General features: G+C 43.2%; 16 protein-coding genes and 1 pseudogene. 9 read left to right on the top strand and 8 right to left on the bottom strand.

From position 1 onward, the window contains the following. The gene (locus tag H8744_RS09980) at nt 1–1,152 is read right to left on the bottom strand and encodes an efflux RND transporter periplasmic adaptor subunit (protein ID WP_262434693.1); all 1,152 of its coding nucleotides are present in this window, start codon (nt 1,150–1,152) and stop codon (nt 1–3) included. 197 nt (nt 1,153–1,349) lie between these two features. Here H8744_RS09980 and H8744_RS09975 point away from each other — a divergent pair, with 197 nt between their 5' ends. From H8744_RS09975 to H8744_RS18880, 6 genes and pseudogenes are all read left to right on the top strand, one after another. Continuing rightward, complete coding sequence (locus H8744_RS09975) at nt 1,350–2,198, top strand: helix-turn-helix domain-containing protein (RefSeq protein WP_262434692.1); 849 nt, start codon at nt 1,350–1,352, stop codon at nt 2,196–2,198. A gap of 50 nt (nt 2,199–2,248) precedes the next feature. Continuing rightward, a complete protein-coding gene (locus H8744_RS09970) occupies nt 2,249–2,740 on the top strand; it encodes a PepSY-like domain-containing protein (protein WP_262434691.1) in 492 nt (163 codons plus the stop codon). 181 nt (nt 2,741–2,921) lie between these two features. After that, a complete protein-coding gene (locus H8744_RS09965; protein WP_262434690.1) occupies nt 2,922–5,210 on the top strand; it encodes an NADP-dependent malic enzyme in 2,289 nt (762 codons plus the stop codon). Further along, on the top strand, nt 5,207–5,383 hold the full coding sequence (locus tag H8744_RS09960) for a hypothetical protein (protein WP_262434689.1): 177 nt from the start codon (nt 5,207–5,209) through the stop codon (nt 5,381–5,383). Before H8744_RS09965 ends, H8744_RS09960 begins: the two co-directional genes overlap by 4 nt. Nucleotides 5,384–5,606: 223 nt before the next feature. Continuing rightward, nucleotides 5,607–6,941: an NADP-specific glutamate dehydrogenase gene (locus tag H8744_RS09955; RefSeq protein WP_262434688.1), complete on the top strand. Its 1,335-nt coding sequence runs from the start codon at nt 5,607–5,609 to the stop codon at nt 6,939–6,941. A gap of 88 nt (nt 6,942–7,029) precedes the next feature. Continuing rightward, a pseudogene (locus tag H8744_RS18880) lies at nt 7,030–7,228 on the top strand (AAA family ATPase); the annotation flags it as partial. A 17-nt stretch (nt 7,229–7,245) separates the two neighbouring features. Here H8744_RS18880 and H8744_RS09950 read toward each other — a convergent pair. Together H8744_RS09950 and H8744_RS09945 are read right to left on the bottom strand one after the other, a co-directional pair. After that, nucleotides 7,246–10,218 carry a PEP/pyruvate-binding domain-containing protein gene (locus tag H8744_RS09950; protein ID WP_262434687.1) on the bottom strand — a complete coding sequence of 991 codons (2,973 nt, stop codon included), beginning with the start codon at nt 10,216–10,218 and terminating at the stop codon, nt 7,246–7,248. Nucleotides 10,219–10,298: 80 nt separating this feature from the next. After that, complete coding sequence (locus tag H8744_RS09945) at nt 10,299–12,632, bottom strand: GH92 family glycosyl hydrolase (RefSeq protein ID WP_262434686.1); 2,334 nt, start codon at nt 12,630–12,632, stop codon at nt 10,299–10,301. Nucleotides 12,633–12,997: 365 nt separating this feature from the next. Between H8744_RS09945 and H8744_RS09940 the strand changes: the two genes are divergently transcribed. The 3 genes from H8744_RS09940 (at nt 12,998) to H8744_RS09930 (ending at nt 18,001) form a co-directional block, all read left to right on the top strand. After that, nucleotides 12,998–15,112 (top strand): prolyl oligopeptidase family serine peptidase, encoded by a 2,115-nt coding sequence (locus H8744_RS09940; RefSeq protein WP_262434685.1) that lies wholly within the window; start codon nt 12,998–13,000, stop codon nt 15,110–15,112. Nucleotides 15,113–15,323: 211 nt separating this feature from the next. After that, nucleotides 15,324–16,661, top strand: coding sequence for an NADP-specific glutamate dehydrogenase (gdhA, locus tag H8744_RS09935; RefSeq protein ID WP_262434684.1), 1,338 nt, complete (start codon nt 15,324–15,326; stop codon nt 16,659–16,661). Nucleotides 16,662–16,828: 167 nt separating this feature from the next. After that, on the top strand, nt 16,829–18,001 hold the full coding sequence (locus H8744_RS09930) for a M24 family metallopeptidase (RefSeq protein ID WP_262434683.1): 1,173 nt from the start codon (nt 16,829–16,831) through the stop codon (nt 17,999–18,001). Between the two features lie 149 nt (nt 18,002–18,150). On the opposite strand, the gene fucP is transcribed toward H8744_RS09930, so the two are convergent. The 5 genes from fucP to fucI are packed head-to-tail and all read right to left on the bottom strand — an operon-like array spanning nt 18,151 to nt 23,731. Beyond that, a complete protein-coding gene (gene fucP, locus H8744_RS09925; RefSeq protein ID WP_262434682.1) occupies nt 18,151–19,467 on the bottom strand; it encodes an L-fucose:H+ symporter permease in 1,317 nt (438 codons plus the stop codon). Nucleotides 19,468–19,495: 28 nt separating this feature from the next. Further along, the gene (locus H8744_RS09920) at nt 19,496–19,882 is read right to left on the bottom strand and encodes an L-rhamnose mutarotase (RefSeq protein ID WP_262434681.1); all 387 of its coding nucleotides are present in this window, start codon (nt 19,880–19,882) and stop codon (nt 19,496–19,498) included. 15 nt (nt 19,883–19,897) lie between these two features. Beyond that, a complete protein-coding gene (locus H8744_RS09915) occupies nt 19,898–21,286 on the bottom strand; it encodes a rhamnulokinase (RefSeq protein WP_305067477.1) in 1,389 nt (462 codons plus the stop codon). 2 nt (nt 21,287–21,288) lie between these two features. Continuing rightward, complete coding sequence (locus tag H8744_RS09910; protein WP_262434679.1) at nt 21,289–21,927, bottom strand: class II aldolase/adducin family protein; 639 nt, start codon at nt 21,925–21,927, stop codon at nt 21,289–21,291. 31 nt (nt 21,928–21,958) lie between these two features. Next, nucleotides 21,959–23,731, bottom strand: coding sequence for an L-fucose isomerase (gene fucI, locus H8744_RS09905; RefSeq protein ID WP_262434678.1), 1,773 nt, complete (start codon nt 23,729–23,731; stop codon nt 21,959–21,961). Between the last annotated feature and the right edge of the window lie 22 nt (nt 23,732–23,753).

Below are 23,753 nucleotides of genomic sequence, written 5' to 3'. Positions count from 1 at the left end.
TTATTCCTCCTTCGTTTGATTATCCGTGACAACAGGTTCCGAAGTTGTCTTTTCCCGGATCGGTGTACCTTCACGGAGCAGCCCGACACCTTCGGTCACGATTCTATCGCCTGCTTGCAGTCCATTGTCCACGATATATTCTTTCCCTCCGTTAACACGGGTCACTTGTACGTGAGCCGATTGAGCCTTGCCATCGACCACTTTGAACACATATACTTTGTCCTGTATCTCATAAGTTGCCACCTGAGGAATTACCAATGCATCCGTTTTCTGTACCGGCAATATCACATTACCCGCACCACCGCTATGCAGCAATCCGTTCTCATTCGGGAACACGGCACGCAGGCTTACCGTTCCCGTATTCCGGTCGATCACCCCGCTGATGGTCTCTATCCTCCCCTTTTGCGGATAGGCAGAACGATCATTCAACTGCAAGTCGATTTCAGGCATCTGTTTCAACGCTTCGTCCTTCGATCCGTACTGACGGATCAATCCTAACAATTGGTTTTCGGTCAGGGAGAAGTATACATACATATCGGAATTGTCCGAAACGGTGGTCAATGGTTCGGGAAGGCTCGCGCTCACCAAAGCACCTACCCGGTATGGCAATGTTCCCACCACTCCGTCAGCAGGGCTTTTCACTACCGTATAGGAGAGATTGTTCCGCGCACTCACTTCCTGAGCTTTCGCCTGTGCCAGTTGTGCTTTGGCAGCAAGCAAAGAATTCTTTGCCGTACTAAGGTCAAATTCGGAAACTACATTTTGCTTATATAATTCCTGTTTGCTGTCATACGTCAGTTGGGAAGTAGCCAGCGAAGCTTTTGCCGCTTCTACATTGGCCAATGCAGTCTGCAAGGCAGCCTCATAAGGCACCTGATCGATGATAAACAACGCTTGTCCGCTTTTCACCCGTTGACCCTCCGTCACACAAACCTTCGTCAATGTTCCACCTACTTGCGGATAAATTTCTATATCCTGCCGTCCGCGAATCGTTGCCGAATAGTTACTCAACAACACCCGGTCGGTCGGAGCCAATGTCATCACTTCATACGTGGTTTCCATTTGTGCCTGTGGTGCCTCTTTACACCCAGACAGGACTAAACAGGAAATAAACATTCCCACCAGCCACAATCTTTCTACTTGATTCTTCATTTTACCTATTTACATTCTTTAAAAGATGGATACATTCATCCGGCTCTATCTTCCGAATGATTTTCGTGGCGGCAAAGGTAGAGGCTTTCCGTAGATAAAAACTTTTCATAGCATCCTCAGTTTTGTTCATTTTCGGAACAAGCTGCTGATATATTCAGAGAAATCGGTTACATTTGCTGCGAAAATAAGAATACCAGATGAAAGAAAGAAACCCATTAAGCGCCACATTGGATGAACCCTTTGTCGCAGATACATGCAACCTGGGCAGATTAAAAAATCGTTTGTGCAAACTGGAAGGAGGAACCATTCTTTTTTGCCTGAACGGTTGGGCACAGTTGACAATCGATCTGAAAAAACACGAAGTTGTAAAGAACACCCAGATCGTATTGCTGCCCAACACTGTTGTCAGCCTCGATGGCATGAGTGATGATTTCAAAGTTTCCCTTTTCGCATTTCACGGTGAGATGTTTCGCGAAGCCTGCCTGCGTTTTAACACCAGCTTCTTCCGCTTCCTGAAAGAAAATCCCTGTTATACGATACCCGATGAATACACCAAATCCATCTATGGATTGATGGATGCCGTCAATTGCATTTACGCTGATATCGACAACCGTTTCCGATACCAGATAGCCCGTAACCATTTACAAAGTTTTCTGTTGGACGTATACGATAAATGTTACCGTTTCTTCCCACGGCAGGAGATAGAAGGAGGAGGCGACCGCCAACGGCAACTGTTTGAAAAGTTCATTGCCATGGTTCACGAAAACTGTCTGACGGAAAGGGAGGTGACATTTTATGCCGATAAACTGTGTATCTCTACCAAGTATCTCACCGGCATATGCAAAAATGTGACCGGAGACTCGGCAAAAAAGATCATCGATAACTTCTCCATGCTCGAGATCAAAGTGATGCTGCAAGGCACGGAACTCAACATACAGGAAATAGCCGACCGGATGCAATTCCCGGATCAGTCCTACCTCGGCAGATATTTCAAACGTTTGGAAGGGATATCACCGATAGAATACCGGAATCTGCATAAAAGTTGAAACAAAGCAATCGCCAAAGCTGTTTATTGACCTGAGTAAATGCTTTGACTATGATAAAAAATAAGTTTCACCTGTTGGTAGCATTGTTCATTATGTCAGCTACCACTGCCTTTGCCGGTTATGCCCTTGCCAATGTGCAGGCAGCCTTCAAAGAAATGTATCCTGCTGCCAACGATGTAGCCTGGTCGCAAGATGACGGTTATTATTGTGCCGATTTCATGCTGAGTGATCTCGAGAAAAACGTCTGGTTCAATGCGCAGGCCCAATGGGTGATGACGCAAACGGAACTGGAAAGTACCGACCGTGTACCGGATGCTGTTTACAACGCCTATGCCGCTGGTTCCTATTCCGACTGGCAAGTACTGGACGTCACCCTGACCGAGTTTCCGAAATGGGAACCGATTTACACCATCGAAGTGGGACAACAAAACGTGGATGTCAAGTACCAACTTTTCTATGCGCCAAACGGAGAATTGCTTCGCACAAGAAATGTAAGCGACAGGTATGACATCTTAGGGCCGTCAACTTTCCTTCCGGATTAAGAAACTGTTTCTAAAGCGATAGCATATATATACAATAAAGGTACAAAAAGTGGATTTCCCCTCTACCTTTTGCGCCTTTTTGTTATTAATTTAATAGATTTTACATCAAACAGACTTACAGTTTCTAACTTTTATTCCTACATTTGCACACAATTGACAACCTTTAATAAAACGCACTAACATGGCTAAAATAACCAAAGAAGCCGCTTTGCTCTATCACTCACAGGGCAAACCGGGCAAAATAGAGGTAGTTCCTACCAAACCTTATAGTACACAAACCGATTTATCACTCGCTTATTCGCCCGGTGTGGCAGAACCTTGTCTTGAAATAGAAAAGAATCCGCAGGATGCTTATAAATATACGGCAAAAGGCAATCTGGTCGCCGTAATCTCCAATGGTACTGCCGTACTTGGTCTGGGAGACATAGGCGCATTAAGCGGCAAACCGGTAATGGAGGGTAAAGGACTACTCTTCAAAATCTACGCTGGCATCGATGTGTTCGACATCGAAGTGAACGAAAAAGATCCGGAAAAATTCATCGAAGCAGTGAAAGCCATCGCTCCTACGTTCGGTGGTATCAATCTGGAAGATATCAAGGCACCGGAATGCTTCGAGATAGAACGTCGTTTGAAAGAAGAACTCGATATCCCTGTGATGCACGATGACCAGCACGGTACGGCCATCATCTCCAGCGCAGGACTTGTCAACGCCCTTGAAGTAGCAGGAAAGAAGATTGAAGACATTAAAATTGTCGTAAACGGTGCAGGTGCCTCTGCCGTATCGTGTACGAAACTGTATATATCGCTCGGTGCGCGACTCGAAAATATCGTTATGGTGGATAGCAAAGGTGTCATCAGCAAAGAGCGCACCGACCTGAACGAACAAAAACGTTATTTCGCAACCTCCCGGACGGATATCCATACCTTGGCTGAGGCAATCAAAGGTGCGGACGTATTTCTGGGGCTTTCCAAAGGGAACGTATTGTCACAGGACATGGTACGAAGCATGGCTCCGATGCCTATCGTATTCGCTCTCGCCAACCCGACACCGGAAATCTCTTACGAAGATGCCATGTCCGCCCGTCCGGACGTACTGATGGCAACCGGCCGTTCGGATTATCCGAACCAGATCAACAATGTAATCGGCTTCCCTTACATCTTCCGCGGGGCTCTCGACACTCAATCCAAAGCCATCAACGAGGAGATGAAAATAGCTGCGGTACATGCCATCGCCAATCTGGCAAAACAGCCTGTACCCGATATTGTGAATGAAGCATACCATGTCAACAATTTCACTTTCGGTCCTGAATATTTCATTCCGAAACCGGTAGACCCGCGTCTGATTACAGAAGTTTCGGTAGCAGTGGCACGGGCCGCCATGGAGAGTGGTGTAGCCCGGAAAAATATCGAGGACTGGGAGGATTACAAAACACACCTCCGCGAACTGATGGGACAAGAATCTCAGCTTACCCGCCAGCTATACGATACGGCACGCCGTAATCCGCAACGGGTAGTCTTCGCCGAAGGTGGACACCCGAACATGCTGAAAGCCGCTGTAGAAGCAAAATCCGAAGGCATCTGCCATCCTATCATATTAGGCAACGAGGAACGGATCGAAAAACTGGCAAAGGAACTCGACCTCAGCCTTGAAGGTATTGAAATCGTCAACCTTCGCCATGACCGCGAAGCAGAACGCCGCGAACGCTATGCACACATATTGGCTGAAAAGCGTGCCCGCGAAGGAGCTACTTATGACGAGGCAAACGACAAAATGTTCGAACGTAACTATTTCGGTATGATGATGGTAGAAACCGGAGATGCCGATGCATTCATCACAGGCTTGTATACAAAATACAGCAATACCATCAAAGTAGCCAAAGAAGTGATCGGCATCCGTCCCGGATTCAACCATTTCGGAACCATGCATATCCTGAATTCTAAAAAGGGTACTTACTTCCTCGCTGATACGCTTATCAACCGTCATCCGGATACTACCACTTTGACAGATATTGCAAAGTTAGCCGACCAGACTGTCCGGTTCTTCAACCACACTCCCGTCATTGCCATGCTGAGTTATTCCAACTTCGGTTCCGATCAGGCAGGCAGTCCATCGAAAGTCCATGAGGCGGTGGCACAAATGCAAAGGGAATGTCCGGACTTGGCTATCGATGGTGAAATGCAAGTCAACTTTGCCATGAACCGCAACCTGCGTGATGCAAAATATCCCTTTACCCGACTCAAGGGAAAAGATGTCAATACACTCATCTTCCCGAACCTCAGTTCGGCAAATGCAGGTTATCAGTTATTGCAAGCCATGGATCCGGATACCGAGTTCATCGGACCGATACAGATGGGACTTAATAAGCCAATCTACTTTACCGATATCGAAAGCTCGGTACGCGACATTGTGAATATCACATCCGTAGCCGTAATCGATGCCGTCGTGGACAAAAAGAAAGCAAACCGATGAGACGACCCTTATCAAAATCACAAATCGTTTGCATCGTCCTTCTTTGGGGCGCACTTTGCTATATAGTATTGGTATATGCCGAACGAATTGACGGTCCAACGATAGTGATGCTTGCCATTTCGGCAGCATTGGTATTCATACCTGTCTATAAGTCTTTAAAGAAGAAGAAATAGTATCGTTTTATTCCTTTTTAGCGGTATAAAATATCAAAATTCATATTTTATACCGCTTTTCTTTATAATATGTTTGTAAGTTCGAATTTTATATTTACTTTTGCAATCGCTATAAAGCTATAGATTACAAGCTACAAACTACAGATACAATTGGAATTTACCACACGGTGCAACATGCTCACCGTTCGTAATTCCCTCATTAAATTAATAAAAGAATACAATTATGAATGCAGCTAAGGTATTAGAAGATTTGAAGAGAAGGTTTCCCAATGAACCGGAGTATCATCAGGCGGTAGAAGAAGTACTTGCTACCATCGAAGAAGAATACAACAAACATCCTGAATTCGACAAAGCCAATCTGATTGAACGCCTATGTATTCCGGACAGAGTTTACCAGTTTCGTGTAACTTGGGTAGACGATAAAGGGAATGTGCAAACAAATATGGGCTACCGCGTACAGCATAACAACGCGATCGGTCCGTACAAAGGCGGTATCCGTTTCCATGCATCCGTAAACCTGAGTATCCTTAAATTCCTTGCCTTCGAGCAGACATTCAAAAATTCCCTGACCACCCTGCCTATGGGCGGTGGCAAAGGTGGTTCCGATTTTTCCCCACGCGGAAAATCAAATGCTGAAGTCATGCGCTTCACGCAAGCTTTCATGCTTGAGCTGTGGCGTCATATCGGTCCTGAAACCGATGTACCGGCTGGAGACATCGGTGTAGGTGGACGAGAAGTAGGTTTCATGTTCGGCATGTATAAAAAACTGTCCCATGAATTCACCGGAACCTTTACAGGTAAGGGCCGTGAATTCGGTGGTTCACTGATCCGCCCGGAAGCAACGGGTTATGGTAACATCTATTTCCTGTTGGAAATGTTGAAAACCCAAGGAACAGACCTGAAAGATAAAGTTTGCCTGATCTCAGGTGCCGGCAATGTAGCCCAGTATACGGCAGAGAAAGTGATCGAACTAGGAGGAAAGGTAGTCACCATGTCCGATTCCGATGGTTACATTTATGATCCGGAAGGTATTGACCGCGAAAAATTGGATTACATCATGGAGCTGAAAAACCTGTACCGGGGTCGTATCCGCGAATATGCCGAGAAGTACGGCTGCAAATACGTGGAAGGAGCCAAACCTTGGGGTGAAAAGTGCGACATCGCCCTGCCTTCTGCCACTCAGAACGAACTGAACGGTGATCATGCCCGTCAACTGGTAGCAAATGGCTGTATAGCAGTAAGCGAAGGTGCCAACATGCCTTCTACCCCGGAAGCCATCAAAGTATTCCAGGATGCAAAAATCCTGTATGCTCCGGGAAAAGCAGCCAATGCCGGTGGAGTATCCGTATCCGGACTGGAAATGACGCAGAACTCTATCAAATTAAGTTGGAGTTCCGAAGAAGTAGACGAAAAGCTGAAGAGCATCATGAAAAACATCCACGCAGCTTGCGTTCAATACGGTACGGAAACTGATGGATACGTAAATTATGTAAAGGGTGCAAACGTAGCCGGATTTATGAAGGTTGCCAAAGCGATGATGGCTCAAGGCATTTTATAAGATATCCCAACTAAACAAAGTAAGTCATAGTATTAATTGTAGAAGGCAGGAACGTCGTATCAGATGTTTCTGCCTTTTTCAATCTCTAGCTACATTCGAAATACAGAAATTTATTCATGAAATACGAACGAGGCCACCGGACGCTTTCTTCCGGTGGCTACAAAGTTTTTTTTGCCGACACTCCTTATGAATTGGTAAGCGACTTAGAACTTCACTACCAAAATGTTCTTTTCATCGTATTTAGACTTGTAGGCTTTTATGTAAAAGCCGAATATCATACTTCTGAAACATGTTTATATAACTTTCATTCCCCCTCAGGCATCATCACTACACCTAATTTCTTCTTACCATCCATTTTCACGACTATCGGTGATTTAAACCGTACATGTCTCAAATATTTCGTCTCTTCCACAGCCGGTTGTGCATTGAGGAAATCCTGATTATAAACGCCATCACCCATAAAAGCATTAATCGTAAAATAGCCGACTCCGAAAGAGGTCAGATTCTGGAAGAAATGTGTTCCTTGGCTGGGATCGACCCGGTAATTGGTTAATCCCGCCTCCACAATGACACGGGCTGCCGAGATATGCGGCCATTTCACGGGAATGCCCAGCCAACTGTCACTACTACCCCAACGTCCGGGTCCGACAAGAACATAATTCTTTCCTTCATTTAAGAAACGCTGGTTCAACTTTTCAATTTCCCACGCAATATCCTGATTCTTAGAAGCACTGTAACCTTCTGTTTTTACATAAACAATGTCATGAATATCATTCATCACGCCATGTCCCAATGAATTATCGGATCGCAAAATGACTTCTTCATCCGGAATAGCCGACAGATTTTCATCAAGCATCTCCTTCGTATCGACAATGGGACGGATTTGCAACAGATAGAAAGTTCCGGTCTTGTCCTGATCACGATTTAATGTGGCAGCAAATTCTATCTCCACCGGACGACGCATCTCCTGTTGTCCGTACTTCAGTACCAGCTGCAATATGCGTGCCAGCGGAAAAACGTCATGCTGCAAAATATTAGCGAACGTGATCACCTTACGTCCACCGGGATATAAACCATCGCGAATGATTTGATCATAAGGATCATAAGTGGATGCAATATACCTAAGCGAGCCGTCAGCATCGGCTTCCTTCACATTTAGTTTAAGCAAATTGAAACCATCATCGATGGAAAAGTTATCTCCCGCATTCCTAAGATCAAGCGCATAGAACTGGGTCTGTGTTTCTTTGAGAGCCATCTCCATCTCACTAGTCTGAAGTATCTGATTGGGATGATAGGGTGAAAAGCGAAGTGTCTTACCGCCATCCACAATATATTTGCCTAATCCCAAAGCCAGATTCACCGTTCCTTCTTCAGCTTTCTCATCGCCCAAAGGATAGTAGTTCAGCGAACGTGCCACACCGGACATCGAAGGGTAATACCTGTCTCCATATTGATTCCCCACAACTTCCTGCAGGATCACCGCCATCTTTTCCTGATCAATCACGTTGCTCGTTGCTTGCATATATGCTTTTGAATCCCGGAAATAAACGGATGCATAAACACCTTTTATAGCATCGGACAACATACGGAGCATCTCATACTTGTCGTCCAGATAAGGAATCATATAAGTATTATAAATCCCCGCAAACGGTTGGTAATGCGAGTCCTCAAGCAAAGAAGACGAACGTATGGCGATGGGGGACTTCACCACATCGAAGAAGGTGAAGAAGTCCTCAACAAGCCGGTCGGGCAATTTGGCTTTCAGGAAATAACGCAGAATAACATCATCATCGGCATCAGAGAGCGCAATCTGATAGAGGTTATTGGTATCCATGAATTCATCGAAAACATCCGTACATAGAACGACGGTTTTCGGAATAGCTACCCTAGCGTTTTCAAATTCGTCAAACTCCGGATGACGCTTTACCATATTATCAATAAAGGCCAATCCACGTCCTTTCCCACCAAGAGAGCCGTCTCCGATCCGCGCAAAATTTGAATAGCGGTCGAAACGATCGCGCTTGAATACCGCCACTACTCCCTGGTTCTTCATCTTACGGTATTTTACAATAGCTTCAAAGATAATCCGGCGATGTGCATCCACGTCCTGTAAACTGTTCCATGTAATCGGTTTCAAGAATTCGGCCACAGGAAACATCGCACGTGAATAAAGCCACCGCGAAACATGATTACGGGAGATGTGGTACAGGAAAGATTCGGCCGGAACAGCAAACAGGATGTTCTGAAGTTCCTTAAGATTGCGTACCCGGGCTATTTCTTCACCGGTCTCCGGATTGCGGAATACAAAATCACCGAATCCGAAATCATCAGAGACAATCCGGCGCAGGTCGACATCCATTTTCTTGGAGTTTTTATCGATAAAGCTAGCCCCATACTTGGCTGCATAAGCGGCATTCTCCGATTCGGAAGATTGGATGATGAGAGGAACGAAAGGATCTTCTTTCCGTATGGCAGCGCATAGCTTGATACCTGCCAACCCATCCTTTTCACCCCTTTCCACATGTGGAAAACGGACATCGGTTATCACTCCCAGAATATTGTTCTTATATTTTTCATAAAGCCCGATCGCTTCTTCATAGGTTCGTGCTAAAACAATCTTAGGACGGCCACGCATACGAAGCGTCCGTTGATGGGCATTCAATGCTTCCGTACTGAACTCCTGACTCTGTTTAAGTACGAATTTATATAGATTTGGCAATGCAGATGAATAAAAGCGTATCCCGTCCTCTACCAAAAGAATAAGCTGCACACCGACTTCTGCCACATCATGTTCCAGATTCATTTTATCTTCTATAAGCTTGATAATAGATACCAGCAAATCGGTATTGCCCAGCCAACAGAACACATAATCGAAAGCAGTCAGATCTTCATCGGCAATACGTGCCGTTATGCCATGACTAAAAGGAGTAAGAATGACAATGGGGATATGTTCGTAAAGACTCTTGATATGCCTGCCGATGTCAAAACTGTCATTATCACCCGTTCCGGGCATACAAATAACAAGATCGAACGTCATTTTTTCAAGCAATGCCAATGCTTCTTCTTCTGTTGATACTTGCGAGAAGCGCGGAGGATAACGCAGCGAAAGAGAGGTATATTCATTAAATATCTTTTCATCAATGCGTCCGTCATCTTCCAACATAAATGCATCATACGGATTGGCAATCAATAAGATATTAAAGATACGGCGTGTCATCAGATTGGCAAACTGTGTATCTTTAAAATAGAGCTGATTTAATTTGTATTTACTAAGCATGAATTCCCGGCCATTATTTATTGAATGACAAAAATCGCTGTTTTAATCGGGAAATGCAAACAAAGAAGAATCATTTTCATTTATCGAATGCCCCATTCCCTGTTTGGCTCACTTCCCATATACAATTCAAGAATTGAACCGGCAGTAATATCAGTAAAGTCAATATAACATCTATCATACTCTTTTCCATTCAGAATGGCCCGTTGAATGTAAATATTCTCCGGTGAATTGTCATGTGCGATGATGGTAAACTTTCCTCCCTTATAATAAGTAGGATCCAAAGCGAATTCGATCTTTGAAAATACAGGACTGGTTATTTCGTACCGGGTACTTCCAGGGCAAGAAGGATGAATACCTGTTGCGGCCAATACGTACCAAGCAGACATTTGCCCCACATCTTCATTTCCAACAAGACCTTCCACCGAGTTAGTGTAAGCTTTATCGCAAATAAATCGTGTCCATTTCTGTGTAAGCCAAGGCGCTTGTAAATGATTGAAAAGGAAAGGAACCAAATGTACAGGTTCATTAGCATGGTTATAATAGAGATTCCACAACATATTTTGAGGGGTCATTTCAAAGAAATCCGTCAGGTCCGTAAGCACTTTGTCCCGGCCACCCATCAACTCTATCATACCGGGAATATCCTGAGGGACAAACCATCCCTGTTGATATAAATTAGCTTCGGAACATCCGTACCATTCTTTTAATCGTCCTTCTTCAGGCCATTCCACCCACGATCCGTCTACATTACGGGGACGGAACCAATTTTTCTCTTTATCGAAGATATTCCGGTAGGCTTGCCCCTTTTCCATAAATACGGCATAATCCTCTTCTTTTCCCAATAATTTAGCAAGTTGAGCTATGCACCAATCAGAATATGCATACTCCAACGTATATGCAACACTGTATGGTTCAGGACTGTATCCAAGTTCTCCTGTTCCAAATTTATGGGAAGTATTCACAGCATATCGATATGCCTTTTCCACATCATATCCCCGAATTCCTTTTAAATAGGCATCTGCCAAAACAGAGATTGCCGGATTACCAAACATACAACCGGAGTATGCATTTAGTATTTCCCACCGCTCAAAATATTCATTTCCACTCTCTTCCGCCAAAGTTATCAGAGAATTGAGTTCATCATTTACTAGAGTTGGATTAATAATTGTCTGCAATGGAAACTGGCTACGGAAAACATCCCATCCACTAAAAATAGTCCGTTTTGTAAAATCGGAACCTACATGAATTTTCCCGTCTCCACCTACATAACGCCCGTCTACATCCATATATGTTCTTGGATCGATCATCGTATGATAGAGTGCCGTGTAGAAAATAGTTTTCTGATCTTCGGACCCACCGGAAACTTTCAAGCACCCCAGTGCCTGATCCCACGAAGCCTGTGCCTCTTCTCTGATCCGATCAAAATCCTTCTCTGCTACTTCAGCCTCAAAATTTTTTTTAGCTCCTTCCACATCCACAAAAGAAATACCTACTTTCAACGTAACTTCTTCCGAATCATCGGTAGGGAATTCGGTAAAGAAACCAAGATGCTTTCCTTCAAGTTCTTTTTTATCAGATAGTATTTGAGATTGCGCTATCTTAGACAAATAAGGAAGGCTTACCACTTCGTCATTTTTACGACTCCAATCATCTGGAATATCAGCACTCCATATACCGTAATTTTCAATCGGTTTACTGAAACGGGCATAGTAATACACGGTATAATCCGTTTTACCTGCTCCATTACCCCAACCGCCACCATCAGGATTACATTTCATCCAACCTTGAATAGTAAATTCATCCAATATTTTAACATACTGCTTAGTAGACGTACCGCCTACTCTGCGAGCAAGATCTATTTGAATACGTGATTGTTCGTTTTCCGGAAAAGTAAACCTCAAGACTCCGCTATGCGGGGCAACCGTCGACTCTACCTTTATATTATAATCAATCAGCTCAGTTGAATAATATCCTGCTTTGGCTATTTCGGTTTTCTTATCATAACGCGAACGGTACCCTTTTATGCTATTATCTTCTTTTCCTGCAATCAGTTGCAACTTTCCGGTGGACGGCATTACCAAAAAATTGCCAAGATCACCATACCAACCGATTCCACTCATTTGTGTAAACGCAAATCCTTCTAACGTTTGATGTTCATAACTATATCCAGAACCATTGTCCCCGCCTGTTATGGTATTCGGACTTACCTGTACCATACCATATGGAGTCGTTGCTCCCGGAAAAGTTTTACCTAGTCCATGGTATGTACCCGCATCCCCGACATTCGTACTGGCACCAATAAACGGATTAACATAATCAGAAAGTACATTGTCCGTAACTATCGCACTTCTTGTACAACTAATCAACGTGGCAATCAAACAACTAAAGGCTATTCTTTTTATTAAGAGATACATATCATTCGTGTATAAAAGTTATTTAGATATTCAGTAGAATTACTCCAAAACCGGATATCTGCAAATCAAAGTTAGTTTGTCGTTAGCAGATACAAAAATAGACAAATTAAAAGTATACACTATACATTATAATATATATTTTATTGTAATTCATTGTTTATGCATTTTATATTCACTTCTATGTACGAATTATTTGTTTAACTTAATTTTTCTTCGTACTTTTAAAGCCAAAATTAATCCATCCTACTATCATGTTGTGAAACGCAATTGTATAGAAGGACTAAAAATACTAAAAAACAACTGTCATTGCCCCCCCTCTCGACAGTAAAACAAATAAAGAAAATCGAATTACTAAAAGAAAGACGATGAAGAAAACAACTTTATTATTACTAAGTGGAATTATGATTACATCATGTACAACTTCCCAAAAGAAATTAATCTACCCTAATACAGCAAAGGTAGATTCTGTAGATGTTTACTTTGGTACCAAAGTACCTGATCCGTATCGTTGGCTGGAAAATGACACCAGCGCTGCAACAGCCGCATGGATAGAAGCTGAAAATAAAGTCACGAACGAATATCTTGCCCAAATACCTTTTCGCAATCAATTATTGAAACGTTTGACAGACCTTGCAGATTACGAGAAAATAGGCACCCCATTCAAAAAGCATGGAAAATATTACTTTTATAAAAATGACGGACTCCAAAATCAAAATGTACTTTATGTACAAGATACTTTAGATGGAGAACCTCGCGTATTCCTCGATCCTAATCAATTATCGGAAGATGGTACAGTGGCTTTAACCGGGATATCTTTTTCCAATGATGGCAAATATGTGGCTTATACCATTTCACGCAGCGGATCGGATTGGACAGAAATATACGTAATGGATGCAGCCACAGGGAAACAATTGGAAGACCACATAGAATGGGCTAAATTTACAGGTGCATCATGGAAAGGAGACGGCTTTTACTATAGTGCCTATGACGCCCCGGCAAAAGGTAAAGAGTTCTCCAACGTAAACGAATTACATAAAATCTATTATCATAAGATCGGTACTCCTCAATCAAAAGACGAACTGATTTATCAGAATCCCGACTATCCGAAACGTTTTTATTCCGCTGAAACCAGTGAAGATGAACGCATACTTTTTGTATATGAATCAGGAGCCGGAAGAGGCAACAATCTTTTTATGAAAGATCTGACCAAGCCCAATGCACCGCTGGTACAATTAACAACCGACTTTGATTACCAATACGCTCCTATCGAAGTAATCGGAGATAAGATGTATATCTTTACCAACTATGGCGCTCCTAAAAACAGAATAATGGTGGCTGATATCCATCGCCCGAAATCTGAAGAATGGGTAGAACTGATTCCCGAATCTGAATCCGTACTTTCGGGAGTAAATGTTATTGGTGATAAACTATTCCTGACATATGATAAAGATGCTTCCAACCATGCTTTCATTTACGACCTCGATGGCAAGCAAATTCAGGAGATCAAATTGCCCTCATTGGGATCTGTAGGATTCAGCGGTAACAAGGAGGACAAAGAGTGCTTCTTCGGTTTTACTTCATTTACCATTCCGGGTACTACTTATAAATATGACATGGATAAGAATACTTATGAAGTATATCGCGCCCCGAAAGTACAGTTCAATCCGGACGAATTTATAACGGAGCAAACCTTTTTCCCAAGTAAGGACGGTGTTATGATTCCAATGTTCCTTACGTATAAGAAAGATATGAAAATGGATGGAAAGAATCCGGTATTCCTATACGGATATGGCGGTTTCGCGATCAGCCTGAATCCTACCTTCACAACAACCCGAATCCCTTTCCTTGAAAATGGAGGAATTTATGCACAAGTCAATCTACGTGGTGGAAATGAATATGGTGAAGAATGGCATGTAGCAGGAACTAAAATGCAGAAACAGAATGTATTCAACGATTTTATAGCATCAGCGGAATACCTTATTAATAATAACTACACTAATCCCGATAAAATCGCCATTGTCGGAGGTTCTAACGGTGGGCTATTGGTAGGCGCTTGTATGACTCAGCGCCCTGAGCTATTCAAAGTAGCCATACCTCAAGTCGGGGTAATGGATATGCTACGTTATCATAAGTTTACTATTGGCTGGAATTGGGCAAGTGATTATGGAACAAGCGAAGATAGTAAAGCAATGTTTGACTATCTGAAAGGTTATTCTCCCTTACATAATCTGAAACCGGATACTACGTATCCTGCTACCATGATTACTACTGCAGATCATGACGATCGTGTAGTTCCTGCCCACTCATTCAAATTTGCCGCCACTCTGCAAGAATGCAATGACGGGACTAATCCGACCATTATTCGTATTGACAGTAAAGCCGGTCACGGTGCCGGAAAACCGATGAGTAAAGTTCTAGAAGAACAAGCCGATATTTACGGATTTGTGATGTACAATTTGGGTATGCAACCAACCTTCTAAATACACCTTATTATATTATATAGTCCCGCTGAATTATCATTTGAATAGTTCAGCGGGACTTTTTAGTATTCCACAAGCCCCCAAACTATCATTTTATCATTAATTAAACAAAAAAATAGATGAAAAATGATTGATATAGAAAAAAATCCCTATATTTGCAGTGTCACCAGTTGACATTTTATCAGAATCAACCTTTTTAAAACATAGTATTATGAACATTCAGAAAATTATGACCTCTCTTGAGGCAAAGCATCCCGGTGAATCTGAGTATCTTCAGGCAGTCAAAGAAGTACTTATCTCAATTGAAAACATATACAATGAACATCCTGAGTTTGAAAAAGCCAAGATTGTTGAAAGAATTGTAGAGCCGGATCGCATCTTCACTTTCCGTGTTACATGGGTAGACGACAATGGTGAAGTACAGACTAACCTCGGTTATCGCGTACAATTCAACAATGCAATCGGCCCGTACAAAGGCGGTGTTCGTTTCCATGCTTCCGTTAACCTTTCTATTTTGAAATTCTTAGGATTTGAGCAGACGTTCAAAAATGCACTGACAACATTACCTATGGGTGGTGGTAAAGGCGGTTCAGACTTCTCTCCGAGAGGTAAGAGCGAAGCTGAAATCATGCGTTTCTGCCAAGCTTTCATGCTTGAATTATGGCGTCACATAGGTCCTGACATGGATGTTCCTGCCGGTGATATCGGTGTAGGTGGTCGCGAAGTAGGATTCTTGTTCGGTATGTATAAGAAATTGACTCGTGAACATACCGGTACATTTACAGGCAAAGGATTGGAATTCGGTGGTTCACTGATTCGTCCTGAAGCTACTGGTTTCGGTGCTTGCTATTTTGTTCAGCAAATGTTGCAAGATAAAGGGACAAGTTTCGAAGGCAAGACTGTGGCTATCTCCGGTTTCGGAAATGTAGCATGGGGTGCTGCCACAAAAGCTACTGAATTAGGTGCTAAAGTCGTTACGATCTCCGGACCTGACGGTTACATTTACGATCCGGACGGTATTTCTGGCGATAAGATCGATTATATGCTTGAACTTCGTGCAAGTGGTAATGACATCGTAGCTCCTTATGCAGAAAAATATCCAAATGCTAAATTCTTCCCGGGCAAGAAACCATGGGAACAGAAAGTGGATATCGCTATGCCTTGTGCTACTCAGAATGAAGTCAATGAAGAAGATGCCAAGCAATTGGTTGCAAACGGTGTATTCTGTGTTGGTGAAGTTTCAAATATGGGTTGCCGTCCTGAAGCTATCGATACATTCCTCGCTGCAAAAATCATGTATGGTCCTGGTAAGGCTGTCAATGCAGGTGGTGTAGCAACTTCCGGTCTTGAAATGACCCAGAATGCTATGCATATTTCTTGGACTGCTGAAGAAGTTGATAGATATCTCCACCAGATCATGAGTGATATCCATACTCAATGTGTTAAATATGGAACAGAAAAAGATGGTTATATCAACTATATGAAAGGTGCTAACATTGCAGGCTTCATGAAAGTGGCTCACGCAATGATGGGACAAGGAATCATCTAACAAGATAAAATGGGTAAAAAAAACTTTGTTTAGTTGTATTTGTATTTGTGGTTTGCGCTACTCGCCTCCTGTGACAGGACGCGGGTAGCGCACTTTTTTTACAGAAGGTTTCATATTCAACTAAATTCGAGTAACTTTGTAGCACAAAATAAAAATATAATATTGAGATGTTACAACCGGAATTAAAACTTCGCCGCGATAAGATTCGTTGGTTCATGGCTCAACAAGGAATTGACGCCGCATTGATCACTTGTAATGTAAACTTGCTTTATACGTTTGGTCGTATTGTCAGCGGATACCTTTATCTTCCGCTCAACTCTCCTGCTCTCCTTTTTATAAAACGCCCCAATAATATATCTGGAGAACATATTTTCTCCATCCGCAAACCGGAACAAATCATTGAATTAATAACAGAAAATAATCTTCCTATGCCTACCAAATTGATGTTGGAAGGTGATGAACTATCTTATACGGAATATAACCGATTGGCTGCCTTGTTCCCGGAATCGGAAATTGTAAATGGCACACCTCTGATTCGTCAAGCACGCAGCACAAAGACTCCTATCGAAATCGAGATGTTCCACCGTTCGGGTATCGCACATGCCAAGGCTTACGATAAAATCCCTTCTGTTTACCATCCTGGAATGACAGATCGTGAACTTGCCATTGAAGTGGAACGCTTGATGCGTCTGGAAGGCTCTTTAGGTATCTTCCGCGTATTCGGGCAAAGCATGGAGATTTTCATGGGTAGTCTATTGGCAGGAGATAATGCTGCTAATCCTTCTCCTTTCGATTTCGCTTTGGGTGGCGAAGGGCTCGACCCGGCACTTCCGGTTGGAGTAAATGATACCCCTATTAAAGAAGGCCAATGCTTCATGGTAGATATGGGAGGAAACTTTTACGGCTATATGGGAGATATGAGCCGTGTATATTCAATCGGCAAACTGAGTGATGAAGCTTACACCGCTCATCAAGTATGTTTGGATATTCAAAATGAAATAGCTTCCATTGCTAAACCGGGCACTGTTTGTGAAGACATGTACAATACAGCTATCGAGATGGTTACTAAAGCCGGATTTGCCAAGAACTTCATGGGAATAGGCCAACAAGCACGTTTTATCGGTCATGGCATCGGTTTGGAAATTAATGAAATGCCGGTTATTGCTCCACGTATGAAACAAAAATTGGAACCAGGAATGGTCTTCGCTCTGGAACCTAAGATCGTACTGCCGGGCGTTGGACCTGTAGGTGTGGAAAACTCATGGGTAGTTACCAATGAAGGAGTAGAAAAACTTACGATTTGTAACGAAGAAATCGTTGAGATCGAGGTTAGTAATTAAAATGACCATTCAATCAAGCTTAAAAACTACAATTCTCTAAGAATAGAAAACAATATTTACCGGAAATAGGAATGGAGATGAGTTCATCACGACTTCACTTTCATTCCTATTTCCGAATATAGAGTATAATTATACCCAGCTTATACCTTTTATCTTTTCGCTCTCACATATGACCGATGGCCATAGATCACAATGACAATAAAACAAATAAAAGGAAGGATAAACGACAGATTGACTGCAGGCATACCGAATAATGTATTCTGATCGATAATGCAAGCTTGCAACGGAGGCAAAACAGAGCCTCCCAATATGGCCATGATCAATCCGGCAGCTCCAAACTTAGCATCATCCCCCAGTCCTTTTAGAGCTATACCATAAATTGTGGGGAACATCAATGACATACAAGCCGAAATGCCCACTAAACAATACATCCCCCAAATGTTTTGTAAAAAGATAACACCGATAGTAAACAAGCAAGCAACAATAGCTAAAATCTTCAACAACTGTCCCGGATTGAGATAACGCAAAATGAATGTACAGATGAAACGACTGAAACAGAAGATAACCATTGCAATGATATTATACTTCTGTGACAACACTTCTGCAGCCTGTTCTTCCATACCTTGCGACATGAATAAACGAGTTCCGTATTGAATAACAAATGTCCAACACATAATCTGCGCACCGACATAAAAGAACTGTGCCACTACCCCTTCACGATAATGGTGAATGGAGAAAATACGTTTTAACGTAGGAATAAAATTGATGTCATGTGATTGATCACTATTTTTTGGCATCTTTACAAGTCGAATAAGAAGCAACATTGCCAAAATAACAATACCAATAATCAAATAAGGGGCAATAAGCACCGACAAGTCCGAATCACGTATCGTTTCAAACTCTGCAGTAGACAATTGGCTACGCCCGACTGTATCCAACGGATTCAAACGGTTCTGTATAAAGTTCATGGCTACATACATTCCCAACAGAGATCCTATCGGATTAAAAGATTGGGCAAGATTAAGGCGACGAGTAGCAGTTTCTTCCGTTCCCATTGATAAAATATACGGATTACAACTGGTCTCAAGAAAAGACAGTCCGCAAGTCAGAATGAAGTAAGCCAACAAAAAAGGATAATAACTGCCGGTCATACTTGCCGGGAAAAAGAGTAATGCTCCCACAGCATAGAGCCCTAACCCCAAAAGAACGCCTGCTTTATAAGAATACTTGCGGATAAACATGGCTGCGGGAAAAGCCATAGCAAAATATCCGCCATAGAATGTAACCTGCACCAGCGCACCATCCGTCACACTCATCCGGAATATTTTCGAGAAAGCCTTTACCATGGGATTTGTGATATCATTAGCAAATCCCCACAAGGCAAAACAACTGGTAATAAGAATAAAAGGAATAAGGTAGCTTACGCCGTTTTTGCTCAATATTGAAGCATGTTTGGTGTTATTCATACGGGTAAAAAGGTTTGTTTTTCAATGATTAATATAAGTGGAACATTCGTTCCATCGGTTGCCACTTCTCATCGGAAGTACTCCCCGGCTTTGCCATCTGAAAAATGGACATATAATCTTCCCATTCCTGTTGTCGGGGAAGAGTGGACAGACGTTCCATTGCCGAATCCCAATCGAAATCTAGCGGTGTTTCCACAATCATAAAGAGACGAGTACCAAGAATATAAATTTCCATTTCAAGAATACCCACCTCACGAATACCCGCAATCACTTCCGGCCATATATTTTCCTTGCTATGCCGACGACGGTATTCATTTATCAATTCGGGATCATCACGCAGATCGAGTGTCCGACAATAACGTTTCACTGGTTGGTCGTATTCTTTGATCCGGTAACTTTTCATAAGTGTTTCCATAAGCCTGCTTATTCTTTAAATAATAGTTGTTATTTCGTCACGGTTCTTTATTTCTCCTTTAGCCAAAGCTTGTACCAAGATATTGCCAATAGCAGTAGCTTCGACAGGACCTGCATAAACCGGTATGCCCAACGCATCCTCAGTCAACCGGTTCAGCAACCCGTTCCGGCAACCTCCACCAATGATATGCAACGCCTCAACAGGAGAAGGTAACAGACGATTCAGTTGTTCAATACCCAGTTTATACCGATGTGCCAATGATTGCAAAACGCACCGTACATATTCACCTTGTGTTTGGGGGATCTGTAAATTGTGTACACGACAGTAATCCGCTATTGCATGTTCCATATCTGCCGGACAGCTAAAGGCCGGATCATCCACATCGATCACGGAAGTTATATCCGAATCTTCGGCAGCAGAGATCAGAGCATCATAACCGGTTTCCTTGTGAGTTTCTTCCCATTGAGCAATCAACCGTTGCAATATCCACAATCCTGTGATATTTTGCAGGAAACGGATTTTCCCTCCGACTCCTCCTTCATTGGTAAAACCTGCAAGGCGCGCCTCTTCACTCAAAATAGGTTCATCAAGTTCAATGCCCAGTAACGACCAGGTCCCGGAACTCAAAAAGGCGGATACAGAATGACGAGTATCACCCAAACCAGCCGTAAATACAGCACTTGCCGTATCGTGCGAGCCAACGGCTATGACATCTATCTCATAATCCACACCCATCTCTTCGGCAATATCTTTCTTCAATCTGCCACGAACCGTACCGGGCATGACGATCTCACCAAACAGCGATTCAGGCAATCCAAATTGACGAATCAACTCCCAATTCCATGTCCTGCTACGTGCATCCAGCAATTCGGAAGTAGAAGCAATCGTATATTCGTTATTGGCTGTTCCCGTCAGGAAGTAACTGAAAAGGTCGGGCATAAACAATAATTTATCTGCCATTTTCAGAAGGATATCGTCACTTTTCTTCATACTACAAAGCTGGAATAGCGTATTGATTGCCATCACTTGAATACCCACTTCCGCATAGTGACGGGAAATATCGGTATTTGCAAAGACCTCTTCGGGAAGTCCGTCGGTCCGGGAATCGCGATAGCAGACCGGATTACCCAATAAGTTACCATTCTTATCGATCAGCCCGAAATCTACCCCCCAAGTATCTATTCCGATACTCTTTATATGAAATCCCTTTTGGACCGCTTTCCGTATACCTTGTTTCATATCCGCAAACAAAGCGGGAAAATCCCAATAAAGATGATCACCCAAACGTACCTGACGGTTCGGGAAGCGGTAAATCTCTTCCAGATTTACCATTCCCTCACTGACAAAACCAGCCATTACCCGGCCACTTCCTGCTCCGAAATCTATGGCTAAATAAACATCCAACATCATTTTGTCTTTTTACCTAAAACATACGTCTCCAGGTCATCAATCTCTTCCGGAGTCAAAACCGTATAATCGCCACCGGACAAAATAATGATGCGACACGCCATCTCAAAAAACACTGCCCGTTCGAAAACTTCGTCAAAATCCTTACCACATACCACCTGACCGTGTTTCAACAGTAGGATGGAATTATGATCTTTCAAACCGTTAATGACTTCCTGTGCCAACTCTTTCGATCCCGGACGAAAATAAGGAATAACCGGAATTTCACTGCCGACGTGGCAAGGAATCTCAGCCGTTACATTAAAATTAGTCGGAACATTCTTCATACAAGCCACAGCCGTAGCATATTTTGATTGGAAATGGAGTACCACATTTACATCGGGACGTTCGCGAAGTACACCCAAGTGAAAACCACTTTCCATAGAAGGTTTCACGCCATTCAGCACTTCTCCCGTAGAGAGGCGGCAAACAGCCACTTTCTCTTTAGGAAGTGTCGGAACCCATGATCCCGTTCCGGAGACCAGTACTTCCTCACCGATTCTCCAGGAGATATTTCCACTGCTACAAAGCGTAAGACCTGCATCTCCCACCCGGTGTGCCTGAGCAATAAACTGCTCTATCTGTTCATTTGTTATCATAATGCTTTTTTATAAAGTTCGACAACTATTTCTATTTATAAATCGGTCCGTAAGTAGCACAAGCTCTATAATCGGCACCTTCCTTGTCCATACCGAAAGCATTCCATGCAGCCGGACGGAATATTTTATCATCTTCCACATTGTGCATACATACCGGAATACGAAGCATGGAAGCCATCGTGATCAGATCTTGCCCGATATGGCCATAGCTGATTGCGCCATGATTGGCTCCCCAATTATTCATTACCGAATAGACGTCCCGGAAGGCAGGTTTATCGCAAAGACGCGGAACAAACCAGGTAGTAGGCCAAGTGCGGTCTGTACGTTCATTCAGCAATTTGTGGATTTCAGGATCAATCTCTACTGTCCAACCTTCTGCGATCTGCAATACCGGACCAAGACCTTTGATCAGGTTCAGGCGCATCATAGTGACAGGCATACCTCCTTTTGAAAGGAAATTAGAAGAAAAACCACCTCCACGGAAATAATCACGGTTAGCGGGATACCAAGTGGTAGCCTCCAAGCATTTCTCCACTTCCTCTTCCCCGATCTCCCAATAGGGTTTCATGACAGGATTGCCTTCTGCATCCGTTTGTTGTCCTGTACCATCCAAAGTAGTAGCACCGGAGTTAATCAAATGGATAATACCATTGGCAGCCAATCCGGTCAGTTCTTTACCCGTGACACGTTTTACGGCTTCCGGACTCCAATAAGTACGTACATCGGAGAAGATCTGTGCCCGGTTGGTGAGCAAGTGACCGAAAAGCATAGCCACCCCATTGCAAGCATCATTTTCCGTAGCCACGACATATGCTTCCCGAATGCCGTTCCAGTCGAAGGATGTATTCAACAAGGCTTCCGAATAGTCTCCGTTCGGGTAAAAGTCAGTCCACTGGCGTTGTCCCTGGAAACCGGCAGCTATCGCATTATGCCCTAATGCTTCTTCTTTAAATCCCATCTCTTTCAGTTTCGGATTGCCCTGCATCAGATCGCGCATAATGATCGTCATTTTAACAATGAACTCCCAATCATCCTCTTTCTGTTCACGAGTTTTGGTCTTTTCGGGAATGTTGAAGTCCTTACCTTCATTCTTTTTGCAATGCTTTTCCGTCCAGGCCATTGCTTTGGCAAATTCCTCTTTATCATAGATACCTTCCGTCATCCGGCGGATGATCTCAGTAAGGTCAACCGATTCATTACGCATCCCCAGATATTCCTGGAAGAAATCAGGATTGACAATCGAGCCAGCGATGCCCATAGAAACACTACCCATGGAAAGATAGGATTTGCCTCTCATGGTAGCCACAGCCTGTGCAGCACGTGCAAAGCGAAGTATTTTCTCTGCAACATCTGCCGGAATGGAATTATCGTCCAAATCTTGTACATCATGTCCATAGATGCCGAATGCCGGCAAACCTTTTTGTGCATGTCCTGCCAATACTGCTGCCAGATAAACAGCTCCCGGACGTTCCGTCCCATTGAACCCCCATACGGCTTTCGGATAATACGGGTTCATATCCATTGTTTCCGCACCATAGCACCAGCAAGAAGTCACCGTAATGGTAGCACCTACGCCTTCGCGCTCGAACTTTTCGGCACAAGCCGCACTTTCGGCAACACGACCGATCGTGCTATCGGCAATCACACATTCCACCGGACTGCCGTCACCGTTCTTCAAATTGTCAGAAATTAACTCTGCCACAGCTTTAGCCAGATTCATTGTCTTTTCTTCAAGACTCTCGCGGACACCACCTTGGCGACCATCAATTGTGGGACGAATCCCAATTTTCGGATACTTTTTCATACTACTATATAATGATTAATAA

It is taken from the genome of Jilunia laotingensis, assembly GCF_014385165.1.
Taxonomy (GTDB): Bacteria; Bacteroidota; Bacteroidia; order Bacteroidales; family Bacteroidaceae; genus Bacteroides; species Bacteroides laotingensis.
The sequence above is the reverse complement of the archived record's forward strand: the minus strand, read 5'-3'. Positions and strand labels throughout refer to the sequence as shown.

Excerpts from the sequence above, each read along its gene's own strand:
- H8744_RS09980 (WP_262434693.1), bottom strand. The coding sequence starts at position 1,152 with ATGAAGAATCAAGTAGAAAGATTGTGGCTGGTGGGAATGTTTATTTCC.
- H8744_RS09975 (WP_262434692.1), top strand. The coding sequence starts at position 1,350 with ATGAAAGAAAGAAACCCATTAAGCGCCACATTGGATGAACCCTTTGTC.
- H8744_RS09970 (WP_262434691.1), top strand. The coding sequence starts at position 2,249 with ATGATAAAAAATAAGTTTCACCTGTTGGTAGCATTGTTCATTATGTCA.
- H8744_RS09965 (WP_262434690.1), top strand. The coding sequence starts at position 2,922 with ATGGCTAAAATAACCAAAGAAGCCGCTTTGCTCTATCACTCACAGGGC.
- H8744_RS09960 (WP_262434689.1), top strand. The coding sequence starts at position 5,207 with ATGAGACGACCCTTATCAAAATCACAAATCGTTTGCATCGTCCTTCTT.
- H8744_RS09955 (WP_262434688.1), top strand. The coding sequence starts at position 5,607 with ATGAATGCAGCTAAGGTATTAGAAGATTTGAAGAGAAGGTTTCCCAAT.
- H8744_RS09950 (WP_262434687.1), bottom strand. The coding sequence starts at position 10,218 with ATGCTTAGTAAATACAAATTAAATCAGCTCTATTTTAAAGATACACAG.
- H8744_RS09945 (WP_262434686.1), bottom strand. The coding sequence starts at position 12,632 with ATGTATCTCTTAATAAAAAGAATAGCCTTTAGTTGTTTGATTGCCACG.
- H8744_RS09940 (WP_262434685.1), top strand. The coding sequence starts at position 12,998 with ATGAAGAAAACAACTTTATTATTACTAAGTGGAATTATGATTACATCA.
- gdhA (WP_262434684.1), top strand. The coding sequence starts at position 15,324 with ATGAACATTCAGAAAATTATGACCTCTCTTGAGGCAAAGCATCCCGGT.
- H8744_RS09930 (WP_262434683.1), top strand. The coding sequence starts at position 16,829 with ATGTTACAACCGGAATTAAAACTTCGCCGCGATAAGATTCGTTGGTTC.
- fucP (WP_262434682.1), bottom strand. The coding sequence starts at position 19,467 with ATGAATAACACCAAACATGCTTCAATATTGAGCAAAAACGGCGTAAGC.
- H8744_RS09920 (WP_262434681.1), bottom strand. The coding sequence starts at position 19,882 with ATGGAAACACTTATGAAAAGTTACCGGATCAAAGAATACGACCAACCA.
- H8744_RS09910 (WP_262434679.1), bottom strand. The coding sequence starts at position 21,927 with ATGATAACAAATGAACAGATAGAGCAGTTTATTGCTCAGGCACACCGG.
- fucI (WP_262434678.1), bottom strand. The coding sequence starts at position 23,731 with ATGAAAAAGTATCCGAAAATTGGGATTCGTCCCACAATTGATGGTCGC.